Origin of the sequence: Thalassolituus maritimus (genome assembly GCF_900156675.1) — a bacterium.
Lineage (GTDB): Bacteria > Pseudomonadota > Gammaproteobacteria > Pseudomonadales > Oceanobacteraceae > Thalassolituus > Thalassolituus maritimus.
Window position 1 is genome coordinate 1 of record NZ_FTOH01000009.1, and the last position, 18656, is coordinate 18656.

General features: G+C 49.0%; 16 protein-coding genes. 13 read left to right on the plus strand and 3 right to left on the minus strand.

The annotated features are described in order from the left end of the window. From BW941_RS13675 to BW941_RS13720, 9 genes are all read left to right on the plus strand, one after another. A partial coding sequence (locus BW941_RS13675) for an IS3 family transposase (RefSeq protein WP_139325854.1) occupies positions 1-208 on the plus strand: 208 nt, incomplete at its 5' end. A gap of 136 nt (positions 209-344) precedes the next feature. Beyond that, on the plus strand, positions 345-1004 hold the full coding sequence (locus tag BW941_RS13680; RefSeq protein ID WP_076516976.1) for a hypothetical protein: 660 nt from the start codon (positions 345-347) through the stop codon (positions 1002-1004). 580 nt (positions 1005-1584) lie between these two features. Further along, complete coding sequence (locus BW941_RS13690) at positions 1585-2031, plus strand: hypothetical protein (RefSeq protein ID WP_076516980.1); 447 nt, start codon at positions 1585-1587, stop codon at positions 2029-2031. A gap of 141 nt (positions 2032-2172) precedes the next feature. Continuing rightward, on the plus strand, positions 2173-2670 hold the full coding sequence (locus BW941_RS13695) for a GNAT family N-acetyltransferase (protein ID WP_076516982.1): 498 nt from the start codon (positions 2173-2175) through the stop codon (positions 2668-2670). 196 nt (positions 2671-2866) lie between these two features. Further along, a complete protein-coding gene (locus BW941_RS13700) occupies positions 2867-4177 on the plus strand; it encodes a hypothetical protein (protein WP_139325855.1) in 1311 nt (436 codons plus the stop codon). A gap of 101 nt (positions 4178-4278) precedes the next feature. Then, entirely contained in the window at positions 4279-5163 is an 885-nt protein-coding gene (locus BW941_RS13705; RefSeq protein WP_076516986.1) for a hypothetical protein, read from the plus strand. After that, the gene (locus BW941_RS13710) at positions 5153-5590 is read left to right on the plus strand and encodes a hypothetical protein (RefSeq protein WP_076516988.1); all 438 of its coding nucleotides are present in this window, start codon (positions 5153-5155) and stop codon (positions 5588-5590) included. Before BW941_RS13705 ends, BW941_RS13710 begins: the two co-directional genes overlap by 11 nt. 64 nt (positions 5591-5654) lie before the next feature. Continuing rightward, positions 5655-6401, plus strand: a complete 747-nt coding sequence (locus BW941_RS13715; protein WP_076516990.1) for a DUF6882 domain-containing protein — start codon at positions 5655-5657, stop codon at positions 6399-6401. A gap of 555 nt (positions 6402-6956) precedes the next feature. Further along, positions 6957-8531: a BCCT family transporter gene (locus BW941_RS13720; protein WP_076517259.1), complete on the plus strand. Its 1575-nt coding sequence runs from the start codon at positions 6957-6959 to the stop codon at positions 8529-8531. 64 nt (positions 8532-8595) lie between these two features. Here BW941_RS13720 and BW941_RS13725 read toward each other — a convergent pair whose 3' ends face one another. Together BW941_RS13725 and BW941_RS13730 are read right to left on the minus strand one after the other, a co-directional pair. Further along, positions 8596-9330 (minus strand): exonuclease domain-containing protein, encoded by a 735-nt coding sequence (locus BW941_RS13725; protein WP_076516992.1) that lies wholly within the window; start codon positions 9328-9330, stop codon positions 8596-8598. After that, positions 9323-11170: a DUF294 nucleotidyltransferase-like domain-containing protein gene (locus tag BW941_RS13730; RefSeq protein WP_076516994.1), complete on the minus strand. Its 1848-nt coding sequence runs from the start codon at positions 11168-11170 to the stop codon at positions 9323-9325. The genes BW941_RS13725 and BW941_RS13730 overlap by 8 nt, the downstream gene beginning before the upstream one ends. 354 nt (positions 11171-11524) lie before the next feature. Between BW941_RS13730 and BW941_RS13735 the strand changes: the two genes are divergently transcribed. The 4 genes from BW941_RS13735 (at position 11525) to paeA (ending at position 15855) form a co-directional block, all read left to right on the plus strand. After that, positions 11525-12079, plus strand: a complete 555-nt coding sequence (locus tag BW941_RS13735; protein WP_076516996.1) for a hypothetical protein — start codon at positions 11525-11527, stop codon at positions 12077-12079. Positions 12080-12157: 78 nt separating this feature from the next. Then, positions 12158-12289: a hypothetical protein gene (locus tag BW941_RS18060; protein WP_273091049.1), complete on the plus strand. Its 132-nt coding sequence runs from the start codon at positions 12158-12160 to the stop codon at positions 12287-12289. A gap of 222 nt (positions 12290-12511) precedes the next feature. Further along, the gene (locus BW941_RS13740; protein ID WP_076516998.1) at positions 12512-14404 is read left to right on the plus strand and encodes a hypothetical protein; all 1893 of its coding nucleotides are present in this window, start codon (positions 12512-12514) and stop codon (positions 14402-14404) included. 170 nt (positions 14405-14574) lie between these two features. Beyond that, complete coding sequence (gene paeA, locus BW941_RS13745) at positions 14575-15855, plus strand: polyamine export protein PaeA (protein WP_076517000.1); 1281 nt, start codon at positions 14575-14577, stop codon at positions 15853-15855. 65 nt (positions 15856-15920) lie between these two features. Here paeA and acnA read toward each other — a convergent pair whose 3' ends face one another. Further along, complete coding sequence (acnA, locus tag BW941_RS13750) at positions 15921-18653, minus strand: aconitate hydratase AcnA (RefSeq protein WP_076517002.1); 2733 nt, start codon at positions 18651-18653, stop codon at positions 15921-15923. Positions 18654-18656 lie beyond the last annotated feature (3 nt).

An 18656-nucleotide genomic window follows, 5' to 3' on the forward strand; every position in this document is an offset into this window, starting at 1 on the left:
TAGACCGGGCAAGTGTACAGATAATGCCCATATGGAATCGTTCTTCCATTCAATGAAGGCTGAATTGATTCGCAATACAACATTCCATTCAGCAGAGAAGTTGAAGTATGCTTTGGCAAGGTATATCAATGATTACTACAACCGAAAGCGGCTGCATTCGGGAATAGATTACTATTCACCAATGGAATACGAGCGAATAGCAGCATGAAAACGAACGTGTCCGTTTTATCGGGGCAAGATCACCCAACTCCGTTCCGGCTTTTTTGTGGCGCTTTCAGCTTGCCACAAAAATTCCTCCACTTCGGTGGGCCTTTGATGGCGGCGTTAACCCTCTAGGAGAGATTGTGGCATTACTCGCGGGATTAGATTTTCATTTTGATCTGGACTATGACAAGATTCCCCTTCAGGAAGCGGAGGTCTATCTTGAGGAGTTAACATCAAAGTATGCGAACCTTATTTATGGTCAACAAACAAAGATTTATGTTCGACTTGAAGAAGGAAGTCTCAAGGTCACTTTAGCTGTTATTGGCGCTTTGTATATTGGTATTGGCCAATATGGCTCCTTCCGTTCTGGTATCGATTATATGATCAAAGATGCCAAATCATTGAATAGCTTGGTTACTAGTGAAATAGTTAAAAACGGAATGAATGAGGCAGACATAATTGAGAGTAAGAAAATGCACTGTGATCCTGACAGGATACGTCGTGTATTGCTTGCAATTGATCGACTTGAGTCGAAACAAAAATTATCAAAATCTGAACTAGATAAAGAATTATCAAAGATAAGAACATCAGTACGAAACATATGTAGTTCATTGAGTGAAGAGGATGCTGGATTTTTTGCCACATCAATTAAAGAGGAATACTGGCCACAGGATAAAGAAATTCCCTATTTTGTAGAGCGTTATAAGTTAGTGGCTAGAGAAGAAGATATTGTACATTACCCAGTAGCAAGTATTGATATACCAAGGGTTAACAAGGCATTGCAGCGGACAAGCCGCTGAATGCAGAGTTATGAGAAAATCGAGCATTAAGTACCTTACCATCTTTTGGGGCCTCGTCTGCTGTATTCTGGTTTGGTCGATCAGCATGGTGAAAGCCCTGACGTTTTCAAATGTTTTTGGTTCGTTGGCATTTTCTGTTGCCATTGGTGCAATGGTATTCTTTTCCATTTTTTCACCATATGGCCTACGTTCATCTACAACTGTCTTCGGCCGTGAGCAAAAGTATCGATTTCCAGTCTCTGAAATACCGAAAAAAGTGGCTATTCTTATTATATTTACAGTTTGCATTCTTTCTCTAATCAGTTTTGGGTTTTTCATCTATGGCATGTAATACTCATAACAAACCGTTCAAATCCGTTCCGGCCACAAAAAGCGTGGCCTCCATAAGTACGTGCTGAACACTGACTTTATCGATCGGCGAAGTAAGATGATGCTTTCAGCTCTGGTATCCGCACTGTATCTGACGAGAGTTCATAGATTAGCGATGTATTGACCTTCACTCTGCTTAGACTAGACTGAACGTCGCCTTCCCAAGGCGACTATCCCAATTGGAAAAGAACAATAAAACGGAGTTGTACCTATGAAGCTAAAATATCTGGCGTTTGCCACTATCGCTGTTTCTTCAAGCACATTTGCCGGTGCTATGGATATGGTTTTCAAAGATGGAAACGGTTCAGTGCTTACCATCGATGATTTTCAACCGGCAGGAACTGCACCAATGAGAGTCCCCGGGACTTACACTGATGCGGTAGGTTTAGGTGGTTGTCAGAAGGGTAAAACCTACAATATAGACCTTACAGTGACCGGTGATCCTTCAAATAGCACTGTTTTATTCGATAGCCCTTTATGTGGTGGCTTGACGCTATCCTTTTCGGGTACTTTTAGTATGGAACCGCCACCAGGTGTTGCCCCTGGCCAGATTCCGCCGCCGGGAAGTAATGCAGGTCTACCGACGATGGATATTAAAGCCACCCTTGATGTGAGCAGTTCTACAAAGAATACTTTTGTATTGCAGCCGCCGATGTAATTGGCGTTGTTGGGGAGTCGATCCTTAAGATACGCTAGTCTGAAAGCCGTCTGATCGGAAGCGGTGGAGATTCAAAGACGTGTTAACTAGGCTCTCCACCCGCCGCCGTAATCAATTTAACTCTAGAAGAACTATCGCGAAATGAAAATTCGCCTAGCAAGACCACACGATTTGGATGAAATATCTGAGGTATACACTCAGGCTCGCTCGCGTATGGTCGAGTCTGGAAACCCAAATCAATGGATTAATGGCTATCCCTCTCGAGAAGTCATACTGAGGGATATTGAAGATCAATCTTTATATATTGGTACTCAGCATGAAGAGGTGCTTGGCTGCGTTGTCTTTACCGAGGGCGATGATCCGACATACCAAAATATCGATGAGGGGAGCTGGCTCAATGATAACGCCTATGCAGTGATTCATCGATTGGCGGTTTCCAGTCAGGGGCGGGGAGTTGGTCGGAACTTTATTGAATGGTGCATCCGTCATCATAGTAACATCAGGGTCGATACTCATGCAGATAACTTGCCCATGCAAAATCTTTTGAAAAAAGCTGGTTTTCATCCTTGTGGGATTATCAGAAATGCTTGGGGCGATGAGCGTGTTGCATTTCATGGCGTGTTTAACAACGAACCGTGAGCTCTGTTTATCATTCATCCTACAGAATCTTATTTTTATTGCCTTGGATCAGGCATCAGTATTGGATCTGATCTCGAGTGCGAACGCGTGCTTTGGTCGGCTGCTCTGGCCCGTCTGGTAGTAAAGCTTTTACGTCGGCTCGTATATTCTAGCGGCACCATTAACTCTCGATGATAACTCTCAAGGCTGAGTACCTATGACAACCGTAAATAACCTTCGTAGTAAGTTGGCGTCTTTCTCATTGACGCTGGTTATTATACCGTTAACTTTCATGGCTTCCTTTGTTGCTCCTATCGCTTCTGCAGAAATCACCATGCAGGGGGCTATGTACGGCAAGGTACAGACGCTAGTGATCCCAGGAAGTCGTTGCTACACAAAAGGGCCTATCGATCTTACGTCTGCAATCACTAAGTTCTGCAGTCAGAGTAGAAGGGACGATTACTGCGTATATACAGTGCCGTGGCCAACGCCAGAACAGGACCCAGGTTATGGCTGTTATAAAAACTTCCAGGCTGTTTACAAGTGTTCGGGGTTTCAGAATCTAAAGACGATAGATATTGGTGGTGTGGCTTATGAGGCTGCAAACCAGAAGGTAACGTTTGATTGTGCTCCGATGAGGGTGGGTAGTGTGACGGTAACTGAGGATAAGAAAGGGTCTCAGTGGTTCTCGTCTAACGGTAACAAAGCCACTGCATGGTATACCGTTCAGGCAAAGAATACCTATGGGGCGGACTTTGAAGGTTCGATTAATGTCAGTACCCGCGTTAAACCAGTCACTGAGCGTGCAGATTTAGATAAAACCTCGAATTACCTCACATGTTCAGGGACTCCTAAGGTCACAACTAACTCAAAAGGTACTGGCTATCTTGGAGTGGAGTATCAGGTAACTGGCTATCCGAAGGTGGTTGGCGGTTTGACTGACCCTACTTCTGCTCAAGTCACCTTTTCACTAGAAGTTAATGGGACACCGTGCTCTGGTGGCTTTCGATACAACAGAGATCGCTACCCGACCGAAGTAGTTCGGGGTAAGTTCTTTCTGGTTGTGAATAATGAAGAGGTTCCTCTTAATATAAACTTTGTTAACCCAAAGTCAGCAACTCCCAGTTTAAAAATGACAGGCGGGCAGCTGCTGAGTCGTGATCGTTTTAGTAGTGCTATATCTGCTGGTGGGAAAAGCTACTTTACCTATGGATTTTATTACCTCAATGAGTACGGGCTACCGACCAGTGCAGGCGTGACCTGCAACTTTGGTAAAACCAGAGATATTGCGTTTACTACGGACTCAGATGGGCGGCTGGAAATCACTGGTGACCTTACCGTCACCAGAGCTACAGAAGACGGGAAGGCTAAATCAGATGAGAATGGCAAAGCCATCTGGAGCGCTGAGACGAGCTTAAAAGAAGGCGTAGAGGCATTTTACTTACAGCGCGGTCAGCCCATTGGTGAAGTTACCTGTTCTGTGGATGGCACCGACGCTAAATATACTCAGAACCTTGGGAACTGGTGATTTATTAGTTTGCTTTGCAATCCCCCATGCTGATCGAGCCGTGGGGTGTTGCCCAGCATCGCTATCCATGAAGCGAAGACCTAAAACGACAAGGATTGTGAATGAGCATCAGGCCTGATTGGGCGGCTATCGCAGATAGCATGCCCCCGTCACTGAGTGACGAAGAGCAACATCAGCTTTGGTTGATTGAGTGTAAGAAGTGGCTCGGGACCATAGCAGACGAGTTTGGTGGAAGTTATCGTATTGCCGAATCGGAAAATTTTTTAATCCTCTCGGATGAGAGCGACCGCTATGTAGATGTCTTTTCATCTTTTCTAGAGCGAACACTGAAACGTATTCTTAAAACCCTGAACGGTATCGCAGCGGATGATGGTTTCGGCAAGCATGTCGCAGTGATTTTCAAAGACAGTGATGAATACTATCGCTACGTGAGCCTCTTTTATCCGGAAGAGGGGGAGTTTGGTATGAGCGCTGGTATGTATATTAATGAGGGGTATGGTCATTTCATATTCCCTTCTCAAGACATCACCTATGCTGAGCCAACGGCCGTTCATGAACTGACTCATGCCTGTTTGTCCCATCTTCCAATTCCGCTGTGGCTGGATGAAGGCCTGGCTGTCCTGATGGAAGATGCCCTGGCTGGTAATCACCTTTATCTGGATCAAGAAATCGTGAGCAGGCATCAGGCTTTCTGGAATATGCAGACAATTCAGGAGTTCTGGTCGGGCGATAGCTTTTCGAGAATCGACGAGGGGCAGGAACTGAGCTACAGCCTGGCGCATGTGCTTGTACGCAACCTTGTTCAGAACTTTGAAGTGTTCGCTCAGTTTTGCAATCTGGCGAATTATAGCGATGCCGGGGAGCAAGCTGCTCAAGAGGTTCTTGGTTGTTCACTTGCTCATCTTGTTGGTGGTTTTCTTGGCGAGGGCGACTTTAAGCCGAGAGACAAGGTTGGATTTCGAAAAGGTTTAGTGGATGAGGATTGATTACCAATATACTTTAAGCCGGTGGATGTTGCTTTTTGGCATTGCTCTGGCACTCGCTTTTCAGGTGCTTGGTTCAGGAGGCACTATTTTCATCCTTTCATTTGCTGCTTTTCAGCTTTACTTTCTTTACCTGATGTTGATTGTGAAGCCACAAGTTATCCGTCTCGATGATAAGGGTCTCACTATCCCTTCACTCTTCTTTCAGGGGCTTTCTTTCAGGCGGGTTAATTGGTCCGACGTTAAGAAGGTATATACCTGGGGTGGTCCTCATAAGGCACCAGTGATCAGGATTGAGCGCTACAATGGAGCTGGTATCGATATTAATTCAGCTTGGGTAAACCGAGAGGGAATAAGAAGTCGGGGCATAGAGCCGTATCAGCAACTTCTACGCGATATTGAAAACTATACCCGTTCACCTAACGAGTAATTCAGCGTAGTCAGAACCTACCCTGAAGAGTCGACTCTAGTAGCAAGCTAAGAAGGAACATCGCATGAGTAGTAAAACGGTTGAGTGCAACATCCATGGAGAAAGATCACCCACATTCGTATGCCATCACCTCCTTAAAGGAGAGGGTGTAGGATTCAATGTTGGCTATGATCCAGATGAGCCGGATGCGTTGTATCCCGATGCTTGGTGCGATGCTTGTGAGGAGGTAGTTGATAGTGAAGGCGAGTGGAATGATAGGTCAGAGGCCTTTGCCGATATCAGATTGCTATGTTCCGGGTGTTATTGTGAAACCCGCGAGCGGAACTGGAAAGAAGATGAGCAGGCAGTTATCGATCTGATTACCCAAAGTTTTGAATATCTGCAATCTGTTCAGGAGTCGTTTAAGAAAGACTTCAGATTGGACGATTATGAACGCTGGGACTGGAATGAAGACGACTGCAAGCTGATCTTCTCTAATGGTGGTCAAGCTGTTGTTGAATGCGATATCGATTTTGTTGGTAGCTTTTCCCATGCTGGAAACTCTTGGATGTGGGCGTGGGCTAATGGGTCATTTTCCGAGGCTATCAAGTCGAGATCACGACAGATCAGAAACATCGGTGAAGATCAGAATATGCTTAAATTAGCCTCCGCGGTTTGGTATGGCGATCAGATAGATGGCTGGGAAATGACAGCTATTATGGCAGCTCACTTAAAAGCCATCGGTGCTTATCGCACGGCATCAGATATGGGGTATGTGTATATGATTATCAAGAATGCACGCTGGGTCGGGAGTAAACAGCACAACCTATGAATACCTGCCCGTATTGCTCGAATAGACTGCCTTTTTTTAACCTGATATGGCAGCGTTTAAAGGCTAATCGAGACAGCGCTATTGTTTGTAAGCACTGTACTTCTCTCATTTCTCAGAACGGTGGCGCCAGTTGGATTGATGGGACGTTCAGTTGCATCGCGGGTGCGCTATCTTTTTATTTGATAGATTTTGATACAGTTTACTCAGCCGCTGTTGCTTTCTTAGTCGCATTTCTCGTTCTGTTGTTTTCTTCATATTTCACGGCTCCGATTCGAAAGAGCTGATTCGTAATGGCAGTCATTGATTTATTTTCAGAAAGACTGTCGGGAAGAAGCTTCCCTCCTACAGGGTGACTATGTAGAGGGCTTCGCGCATAGCCAGGCAAGCTGGCTGAAGCGTTCCTATAGCTTTGGTGTGGTGCATCAGGCTATTTAAGTACGAAATATCGCTGAATTTGTGTCATAAATGGTGCTTATCGGCCGCTCGTTTGAAATTTTCGCCTGAACCTATACAGTGTATAAGTTGTATACCAGTCGTAACAAAACGGGAGATATCGTGTCTGAGCCCAAAGACAAGTACAGTATCGACAACACTGACTACTCCGTTGGTCAGGATAATATTCAAAAGTGGGGCTTCGATGTCCACAATCCCGTGTTCGGGATCAGTACCGCTCTTATTCTCGCTTTTCTCATTGCAACCCTCGTCACCGATGCCTCTGTCGCTAAAGCAGCGCTCGACGGTCTGAAGTGGGACATTATCGGCAGCTTTGATAAGTTCTTCGTGTGGTCTGCCAATATCTTCGTTGTGTTCTGTATTGTCATTGCGGTGTCGCCCTGGGGCAAGATTCGCCTCGGTGGTGCAGATGCTGAGACAGAATATTCGCGGTTATCCTGGTTGGCGATGCTGTTCGCTGCCGGTATGGGTATTGGCCTGATGTTCTGGGGCGTCGCAGAGCCCGTTGCTTACTTCACTGGCTGGTACGAAACACCGCTGGGTGTTGAGGCGAAAACACCAGAGGCTGCCAGCCTTGCTCTGGGTGCCACTATGTATCACTGGGGTCTTCACCCTTGGGCGATTTACGGTGTTGTTGCGCTGTCTCTGGCGTTCTTCTGTTACAACAAAGGTCTTCCACTTTCTATCCGTTCTGCGTTCTACCCGATTCTAGGTGATCATGCGTGGGGCTGGCCGGGTCATATCATCGATATTCTGGCGGTGCTGGCCACGCTGTTTGGTCTGGCAACTTCCCTCGGTCTCGGTGCAAGCCAGGCTGCCGCAGGTATCAACCATGTGTTTGATATTGAGTCAGGTGTGGGCTTGCAGATCGGGGTGATCGTTGGTGTTACTCTGCTTGCCATTGTTTCGGTTGTTCGTGGCCTGGATGGCGGGGTAAAACTGCTTAGTAACGTTAATATGCTGATCGCGTTTGTGTTGCTGGTCTTCGTTGCGATGGTCGGAGCCGCGGTAGCCTTCGGCTCGATTCCTACCACGCTGATGGCGTATGTTTCTAATATCATCCCGCTGAGTAACCCGCATGGTCGCCCTGATGAAGCATGGTTACAGGGCTGGACTGTGTTCTATTGGGCGTGGTGGATCTCCTGGTCGCCATTCGTCGGTATGTTTATCGCACGTGTTTCTAAAGGCCGCACCATTCGCGAGTTTCTGATTGCAGTGCTCGCTGTTCCAACGCTGGTTACCGTTATCTGGATGTCTGTCTACGGTGGTATTGGTATTGATCAGGTGGCCAACAAGATCGGCCTGCTGGGTGAAAACGGCCTGACTTCAGTTCCTCTGGCGATGTTCCAGATGTTTGATGCTCTGCCTATGAGTATGGTTCTTTCTGTCATCGCGATCGTTCTGGTGCTGGTGTTCTTCATCACTTCATCCGACTCCGGGTCGCTGGTGATCGACAGTATCACTGCAGGCGGTAAAGTGGATGCGCCAGTTCCTCAGCGTATTTACTGGGCGTCAGTCGAAGGTGCCATTGCTGCGGCGCTGCTGTGGATTGGCGGTAAAGAGGCGATTGAGGCGCTTCAGGCCGGTGCTATTTCCACGGGCTTACCGTTTACTTTCGTGCTGTTGCTGATGTGTGTGAGCTTAGTGATGGGCTTACGCACTGAGCCGAAAGGTTAAGTACTCGCTTAATGAAGAGCCCAGCAGTTGCTGGGCTTTTTTATGGGTGTTCTCCAGGAGTTTTTTACAGGCACAGGTCTTTGACGGCGCGATTTCCTAATTGCCATTTCTGTATCTGAGCTTGCAGTAGCTCCGCCGTTGCAATCGCGTCAACCAACGCATTGTGATTTTCGTATTCGGGTAAGTTATAGCGCTGGCGTGTATCTGGCAGTCGTAAGGAGGGCAGGGGTTTACCCAGCAGACGGTTATACCAGCGCTGGCTATGAGTGAGGCAGCTTGCTTCCAGTGCAAAGGTATCGATAACGGGGAAAAGCCAGGGTTCAGACCAGAGGTGAAATCCCAGCTTTCTGAAAAATTCACGCTCCATCGCCCGGTAGTGGACAACGCACAGGCGCCCGGACATTGCGTCCAGTAGCTCTGGCATGATGGAATTAATCCTCGGTGCAGCTGAAACATCACTGTGTGTGATGCCGTGTATTACCACGGAGGTATCGCTCAGTTCACCCGGATTAACTAACCAATGTTTTGCGGTTGGCAGATATACGCGTTCGGCATCAAACTCAACGAGCCCGACACTGACGATCTTATCTTCCTCGGGGTTCAGCCCTGTGGTTTCTATATCAATGGCGAGACAGCGCGTCTGGTTTAAATTCTGTTCTAAATATGAAAATCCGGCATCGTAAAAGCGTTTGAGGTCGGCTACGTCGGCTTTCGACGTATCGGTTGAGTCCGACATTGTGTTCTGAAATTCTGGCCAGCCACGGGGCACAGAACCAGGTACTTTTAATGATTCATCCATTCGCGGTGTACCGGTACTTCAGAAAACGTTGTGCCTGAGCAACAACATTAAATGCTTCTTTCAGCGAACGCTGCCGGGTGAAACTCAGGGTGTCAGGGGCGATGTTGTTGTTGGGTTCTCTTTTGTCGCGGATGGCCAACATCTGTTGATGTGCACGTAAGCTGTAAAGCAGCTCCAGAGCGTTCGTCAGCTCATCGTATTTTTCTTGTGGGAGCAGTTTGGTTTTTGAAATATCCTCAAGGCGCTCGAAGGAGTTCTGCGACATCGACCCTGTCGCCAGTGCGTGAACCCGAATAATGTCCGTTAGCGGAGCGGTACCGCGGCGCTTAATATTCAGAGACTTACCTTGTCTGCCGTCTTCTTCCAGTACAAAGTTTTTAAATACCCCTAGCGGAGGAGTGCGCTTCAGTGCATTCCGAGCGAGCAAAGCCAGAAACGGTTTGCTGTTTTTGGCTTTCGTTGAGATAAATTTCTGAAGTTCTTTGGCCCATATCTTAGTGCCATGTACAGCGACCAGGTCGAAAAATATGCAGGCGTTGAGCAGGGCTTCTGGTTCAGGTTTTTCAATCCAGTTGGTGAACTGGGCGCGCCATTCCGACCGGCGCATCCGCCATTTCGGGTTTGAGGCCATGATCAAGCCTTCGCATAAGGGGTAGCCACAGCGATCAAGGCCTTCGCACACCATTTTACTGAATTGCTCGAAATAATTACCGTGTGCTGCTTCGTCGTAATCATCGGAGAGAATCAGAGCATTGTCCTGATCGGTGACCAACAGTTGCTCATCACGCGCGAGTGAGCCAAGGGCAATCAGGCAGTACGGTACGGGCGGAGGCCCTAACTCTTCCTCTGCCAGCTTGGCCATCTGTTGCATAAAGCTGGCCCCTATCACAGACATCGCCGAGCCGATCATATGAGATGTCGCGTGCTCATTGACCAGCCGCTCGTACACAGCAGGCAGCTGCTCTGAAAGCTGGGCGAGTGCATCAACGCTCTCGGATGACAGAATGCTTCGCACCAGCAGCAGGGAGTTCTGTGACTCATGTGCCACTACGTCGAGAAGGGAGACGATCCCGAGTACGCGGTTGTCATCAACGATAGGGACATGGTGGGTATTATTACGCAGCATCACCAGCATCACTTCATGAAGGTATGCGTGGTCGTCCATGACCAGCGGTTCAGTACTCATGATCTCACCCACCGGTGTGTCATACGGCAGCGACTTGGCGATAACGCGCGCGCGCAGGTCACTGTCTGTCACTATGCCCAGAAGGTTGCCCTGGTCGTCCTGAACTAATGCGGCGGCAATGTAGTTATCAGAGATACGCATTGCGCATTCTGCGACTGTAGTATCCGGAGTGATCAGAAGGGGCTCCGCCTTGATGACTTCTGTTACTGGTACCGTCGTCATATCGTCGGTGCCAACCTGAGTCGCCTGCTCCAGAATGGAGTGTTCGTTTACTTCAAAAAAATCGCCGAACTCAGAGTATTTTTCACAGTAATCGATAAAGAGTTCGCTGGGGATCAGGTAGAAGAGACTGTCTTTACGGGTCGTTGCCGGAAAGCGCACTTTGCCTTTCATGAGAAGCCCCATTTGCCCGAATACATGCCCCGCAGGCAGGCGGTTATAGAGACTCCCATCACGACGAAACAGCTCAACTTCGCCTGAGCGTATAAAGTGAAGGTGGTGTATGGGTTCATCCAGAACCAGTACATCTTCACCGGCCTGTTTGTAGCTCACTTCAATTGAGCGTGCCATGTCAGACAGGGCATCTGCCGGAAGCCATGAGAAGGGTTCATGCTCAGCGAGTGCTCGTTCAATATCAGGAAGCTCAATGCTCATTGGTTAATCCATCACTCGAAATAAAAGGGTAGCGCATAGACGTTTTGGATGTAGACGTTTTGGATATAGACGTTCTGGGCCTAGACTCGCATAGCCAGTAACGGGTGATCAAGCTCAAATGGTCATCACTGGTCTGGCTTAGTGAATTGCTGAAACGCGCCAGTCAGAGTGACTTGGCACTAACGGCAGTTCGTTATTCTCTGATGGTATTTATCTCATACCAACGTGGCTGGGTGTTCGCGGTATCTACACTGAAATTTCCTTCAAAAAGTTGATTGATCTTTCAGCAATATCAGGCATTCTTCGTAGTCTATTGGTTGATAATTGAACAATTTCGCGACAAAGGAGGTCATTATGGCGCGTTTGGATGATATCGCTATTGCTAAAACTCTTTGTGATTATTTCGTCGGCCGACGGGTATACGGGCAGGGGCTGGATACCAATACTCAAGCCGGCCTTGCTTTGTATCAGCGAGGCGGGCGTTTATCTACCGCGTTGACCCTTCAGAATGCTGCAGCGCAGCGAACGGTGAATCAACAAGCTTTCTGGGAGCATATCGGTGCTCGTCAGAGACGCGAACCGGATGGCTCTGGATTATGGTGTGATGGCTCGGCCGGAATTATTATTTCGTTGCTAGGACAACGCTCTGATTTTAAGTCAAAACTTGAAGTTATAAAGCAAGGTGACCCTACGGTTCATGGGCACTGGTGGGTATTAGCGAACCGACCTAATAATGCGGTTCTTGATTTTAATACAGATTTGCATCAGGACAGCTTTGTTATCGATATCTGGGGAGCAATTCGCGGGAACCTTCCATCTAGCGTTGCCTATAACCCATCGCATATCCTCTACGATTGCGGTCAAGATAACTCGCTGGAAATTGTTTGTACTGTTCCAGCTAAACCCTAGTTGCTTCAGTTTTTAATAGCTGTATCTCTGCATTTGAGTGCAGAGGATTAATGCTCTGTAACGCCATTAGATAATTTTATGGCGTGGATTGACAGTATCGATGAAAATACTTTGAGAGTGCAGGAAGCGATTATTGATCAGTGTTTCATTGCCCGCTACGGCTGCACGCAAGAGCTTCAGGCACTTAAGCTGGAGCTGGCTTTTGCCTGACGCTTAGTTTCGCCTATGGCGTAGTTTGCCAATCACGCCCTTCATTACTTGATGCCCTGTTAAAAAGTCGATACGAATAGTTCTGAGTTAGATCCAGTAATCTGCCATCCGGCAGATGGCGTCTTTCTTACAGCCACAGGTCGACCGGTCGCTTTAGCGTGTCATTCGCTAAAAGCGCTAAAGGCCCGTGGCTTTTTTGATTATTCAACAAGGAGTTAAGTTATGGGTGATTCAGCAATGAATTCAAACGTGGATTTCGAAATATGGAACCATAATGATCGCGGTGGCTTAAGCGATACCTTCAAAAATACGCAAGGTCAGGACAACATCACGGGTAATACCGACTCGTTAGAAACGGCATCAAACACCTGGGTGATTGTTTTCAATGAAACCAATTACTACGGCGACTCCATGCAGGTCGGGCCATCTACCTATCTCGATGATCTGAACCATACTACCCGTTACAACTCATCAGGCAGCGATGAGGGAGACTGGAAGAATCAGATTCAGAGTTTTGTGCTGTATAAGACCAAGCCTTCTTACTGGGGAAGAAATCCAACGAGGGATGAGCTTTTTGCTCCTCCTTCCGGGCATGCTGTGTTCACGGAGAATAATAATTTCCTCGGGGACAACCGTACCTTTACAGCACCCTATAACGCCCTGAATCTGGGGGTTGTCGGATACACGACCAGTGGCACAGAAATGTATCGGACGACGGGCGGCACGATCAATTCATTACGCACAGGTCCAAATGCCTGGCTGATTGTATTTAACGAGGCAGATTGCCGCGGTTGTGCCCTGAGAGTGACGCCAAACACGAAACATGGCGACCTGAATAATATCACCCGCTATAACCTCCAGGGAGAAGACGAAGGCGATTGGAAGAATCAGATAGAGTCTTTCCTGCTCTACAACAAAGAACCCGAATTCTGGAGTACTGGATATCCGCGCCCGTACATCGATTTCACAACTCTGTTCAACCTATATCCGGGGACGACCAACACCAGTAGCGACGACAAAATTACGTATGTCATTGAAGATGCGACCTATAAAATTGATGAGCCAGAAGTCGCTGCGCAGGCAACAACGCAGGTTATCAGCGATTACTACATTAATGATGACTTCAGTGTGTTGCCTGAGGATGGCTGGACGAAGTATCACATTTCAATGAGCCACGAAAATACCGGCGGCCGCAATGACAAAGCCGAGTTTGACATGTTCTTCGATAACTCAGGAAAGCTTGTCAGCATCCAGCACTTTGAGTGGTCATCGAATGGCGCTTATAACATTTCTCAAGCTTTGATAACGATTGTCGATGATGAGGCCTGGCTGCTGGGTACCATTGGTGCGCTTGAAACTCTGGGGATTTCAGAAGAGGTGGCCGATGGTTTCGTACAGGTTTTCGATTTTTTAACGACAGCCTTCAACGATATTTCATCGCTGGTCTACAGAAAGACAGACAACGGCGGCAGTTACTATTTCCTGCCCGTGATCTGCCATACGATCAATCGTGTTTATTCAACGATTGCGGGCACGTTTAACCGGCCTGCCTATGCTTCTTCATCCGATAGCCGCAATAGCTATGCGCTGGATTTCAATTACGATGCCTACACGGGGGCATTGTCGGGTATTGGTTCAGGTGTCTCAAACGTCGGCGCCTGGAGCCTGAAGTCGGGCACAAGCGGCGCGATGCCGTTCAGTCAGGTGATTGAGTTTGAGTATCAGGGATATAACTTCCGTGTCTGGTACCCGGAAGTTTCGTTCTCGACTGAGCTGGGTATGGTCATGTCCTGTAAGATCGACTACGAAATCAGTGACAACAAGGATGATCACATCATTCTTTTAATGGGCGTCAGCGTGCCGGCCAATGCAGGTGATCAACCGGTATTGAGTTTTGCGCAGGCCACCATCCAGTTCACGGATATGTCAGACTCAAACATCATGACGTCCCCGTGTGGTGGCAACAATATCATCAACGACGTTTACGACCAGCTCAGCAGCCAGCTGACAGGTACCAACATCGACAGTAACTCAGGTGGGCGTGCTTACCTTGCAGACGTCGCTAAGGCCAATATGCAAGCTATGCTCGACTGCGCTGTGTTTACTCAGAAGTAGCATTTTTCAATCGCGTGGCAGCGTTCTACGTTGCCACGTTTATTCGCTTGCTTCCTGCCAGAACTGGCATATATTAAGCGCTGAACCCCGTAACCTCCCAACGCTTGCCACGAGAAGGCGGCTCTGCCGGTTCACCTGTGTTTACTGTTTGCTTTAGCGGGTGTGACTCCATGAATGAAATGTTAGCGATTGCGCTCTTGATCGGCGCCAGCGCGTGCTTTGCGATGGCCGAAATTGGTATCGCGGCCTCACGGAAAATAAAGCTCCGTGTACTGGTAGGCGAGGGAAGCCATAAGGCTCAGGATGTGCTGGACCTTCAGCAGAACCCCGGCGCTTTCTTTGCCATGATTCAGATTGCGTTAAACGCTATCTCGATTCTTGGCGGCATCATTGGTGAAGAGGCGTTGACGCCATACGTAAAAGAAGGCCTTGGGCTCGTGTATCAGGGGCCTGCGCTGGATCAGATCAGCTTCGCTCTGTCTTTCTTTTGTATTACTGCGCTTTTTATTCTCTTTGCTGACCTGTTGCCAAAACGCATTGCAGTGAACCTCCCAGAGGTGACAGCGGTGCGTCTGGTCACGCCGATGCGCTGGGTGACGTATGCTGTGATGCCGTTAGTGATGTTGTTTAACGGCATTACCAATGCGGTCCTGCGGCTACTGAAACTGCCAACGGAGCGGGAAGAGCAGGTCACTACTGAGGATATCGTCGCCATGATGGACGCCGGTGCTGAAGACGGCAGTTTGCAGCAGCAGGAATACGAACTGATTGGCAACGTATTTGATCTCGATACTGCGCTTATTAGCGGCGTAATGACGCCGCGCGATCAGATTGTGTACTTCGATCTCGATGAGTCGGTCGAATTGATTTCGCAGAAGGTCGTGGATCATCCACATAACGATTTTCTTGTGTGTGATGGATCGCTGGAGAAGATACGCGGTTCGGTAGAATCCAAAATGATTCTGCAGCAGGTATTGAAAGGTGAGATGTCGGGGCTGTCGGCGCTGAGCTTCTCAAAGGAGGTTCTTTATCTGCCGGAGACTCTGACCCTCGCAGAAGGCCTGAATGCCTTTAAAACAGCAACTCAGCCGTTTGCCGTTGTGGTCAACGAATACGCAACGGTTGTGGGCCTGGTGACGGTGAAAGACATGCTCAGTGGGTTTATGGGGCAGTTGATCACGCACGAGGATGATCAACTGATTATTCAGCGTGATGAACACTCATGGTTGATGGATGGCATGACGCCCATCAGTGATGTAATGCGAACGTTGGATATTGATGAATTCCCAGAGCGCGGACAGTACGAAACGGTCGCCGGGTTTATGATTCATCAGCTTAAGCGTCTTCCGCGAAAGACGGACTCCTGTCTGTACGAGGGCTACAAATTCGAGGTTCTGGATCTTGAGGGCGTGCGGGTAGAGCAGTTGCTCGTCACCCGATTGAATGGATGAGGTTGGTCGATGGCAAAGCGGGGTGCTCCCGCTTTGCCACTGTCCCTAGCGTTATCCCGTTGCGCTTATTTTGCAATCAGCTCGCGCAACACATAATGCAGAATGCCACCGGCTTTGAAGTAGCTGATTTCATTACGGGTATCGATACGGCACTGCACATTAAATGTTGTGGTTTTGCCGTCGGTATCCGTCGCTTCGACTTCAAGACGTTGGTTGGGTTTTAACTCATCATTAATGCCTTTGATATTGATGGTTTCCTGTCCGGTTAAGCCAAGTTCGGCGATGTTCTGGCCATCAACAAACTGCAATGGCAGAACACCCATACCGACCAGATTGGAACGATGAATACGTTCAAAGCTTTCAGCAATCACGGCTTTTACACCAAGCAGAATCGTCCCCTTCGCGGCCCAGTCGCGACTGGAGCCGGTGCCGTATTCCTTACCTGCGAGTACGACCAGCGGCGTGCCTTCCTTTTGATAGCGCATGGCGGCATCGTAGATGGCCATACGTTCACCGCTCGGGGTGTGAATCGTTTCTCCACCTTCTTCGCCGCCGAGCATTTGATTACGGATTCGGATGTTGGCGAAGGTACCGCGCATCATGACTTCATGATTACCACGGCGCGAACCGTACGAATTAAAGTCTTCTGGTTTTACCCCAAGGCTCTGTAGATATTCACCCGCCGGTGAGCTGGTTTTGATGTTACCCGCTGGTGAAATATGGTCGGTGGTGATGGAGTCACCAAAGAGGGCTAATACACGTGCGTTTTCGACGTTCTCTAAGGGTTTTAGAGGTTGGTCGATGTCTTCAAAAAACGGCGGGTTTTGCACGTAGCTTGAGTTGTCGTCCCAGGCGTAGGTTTTCCCTTCGCTGATATCAATGCCTTGCCAGTGCTTATCGCCGCTGAATACATCAGCGTAACGGGTGCGGAACATGCCATCATCGACCTTGGCGACGGCTTCGGCAATTTCGGTATTGGTTGGCCAGATATCTTTCAGGTACACCGGCTTGTTGTCTTTATCCAGACCGAGCGGTTCGGTTTTTAGATTAATGCGGGTATTTCCGGCGAGCGCGTAAGCAACAACAAGGGGCGGTGACGCTAACCAGTTGGCTTTTACGTGCGGATGTACACGCCCTTCGAAGTTACGGTTACCGGATAGCACCGCTGATACGGTTAGGTCATGTTCGGTGATGGCTTTGGCAATTTCGTCGGGGAGTGGGCCTGAGTTACCGATACACGTTGTACAGCCGTAGCCGACCAGGTTAAAGCCGAGCTTATCCAGATACGGTGTGAGTTCGGCTTTTTCCAGGTAGTCGGTTACGACTTTTGAACCGGGAGCGAGTGAGGATTTCACCCAGGGTTTACGCACCATGCCCAGTTCTATGGCTTTTTTCGCAACCAGACCGGCAGCCATCATGACGCTTGGGTTGGATGTGTTTGTGCAGGAGGTAATAGCAGCAATCACCACGGCACCGTGGCTCATGGTGTGTTCTTCGCCGTCAATCGTGACTGTTGCCTGTGCGTTCGGGCCGCCTACGGCCGTGCCGCTGCCACCTTCGCTTTCCAGCCGTGCCTGTTCATCATCCGCGGGTGTTACCTGCAATGCCAGGAGCTCGTCGAAGGTATCCGGAACGTCTGGTAGGGCCACGCGATCCTGCGGACGACGTGGTCCGGCGAGGCTGGCTTCTACTGTGCTCATATCGAGATGCAGGCTATCGGTAAATTCAGGCTCATCACCGGCCTCACGCCATAAGCCTTGTGCCTTGCAGTAGGCTTCAACGCGCTTGATTACATCATCGGGGCGACCACTTAAGCGCATGTAATTGAGGGTTTCATCGTCGACGGGGAAGAAACCACAGGTCGCGCCGTATTCCGGTGCCATATTGGCGATGGTGGCACGGTCAGCGAGTGGCAGGTCGGCAAGGCCGTCACCATAGAATTCAACGAATTTACCGACCACGCCTTTCTTACGTAGCATCTGAGTGACCGTTAGCACCAGATCCGTCGCGGTAACGCCTTCGGGCAGTTTGCCTGTGAGTTTGAAACCAATCACTTCTGGAATCAGCATCGACACAGGTTGGCCCAGCATGGCGGCTTCAGCCTCGATACCGCCCACGCCCCAGCCGAGTACGCCGATACCGTTAATCATAGTAGTGTGCGAGTCGGTGCCTACCAGCGTATCCGGGTAAGCCCAGTCTTCGCCGCCAATATTGGCCGACCATACGCTTTGCGCGAGGTATTCAAGGTTCACCTGGTGACAGATACCAGTACCGGGCGGCACAACGCGGAAATTATCAAAGGCGGTCTGGCCCCAGCGCAGGAAGGCGTAGCGTTCGCCGTTACGTTGCATTTCAATTTCTACGTTATCGTGAAACGCCTGATCATCGGCAAAGCGATCCACCATCACTGAGTGGTCAATCACAAGATCAACGGGTGAGAGCGGATTGATGCATTCCGGATCACCGCCGGCGTGGGCGATGGCATCACGCATGGCGGCGAGATCCACAACCGCAGGTACACCAGTGAAATCCTGCATCAGTACGCGGGCAGGGCGGTATTGAATCTCGCGGTCGGACGAACGCTTATCCAACCACTCGGCGATGGCCTTAATATCGTCTCCGGTGACGGTGTCACCGTCTTCGTTGCGTAGCAGGTTTTCCAGCAGAACCTTTAATGATTTTGGGAGTTTTTCTATTCCCTCCAGTTGCTCTGCAGCCTTACTCAGAGAGTGATATTGGTATTCTTTGCCGTCCACTGTCAGCGTGGACTGGGTGTTCATGCTATTGATAGTCGACATCTG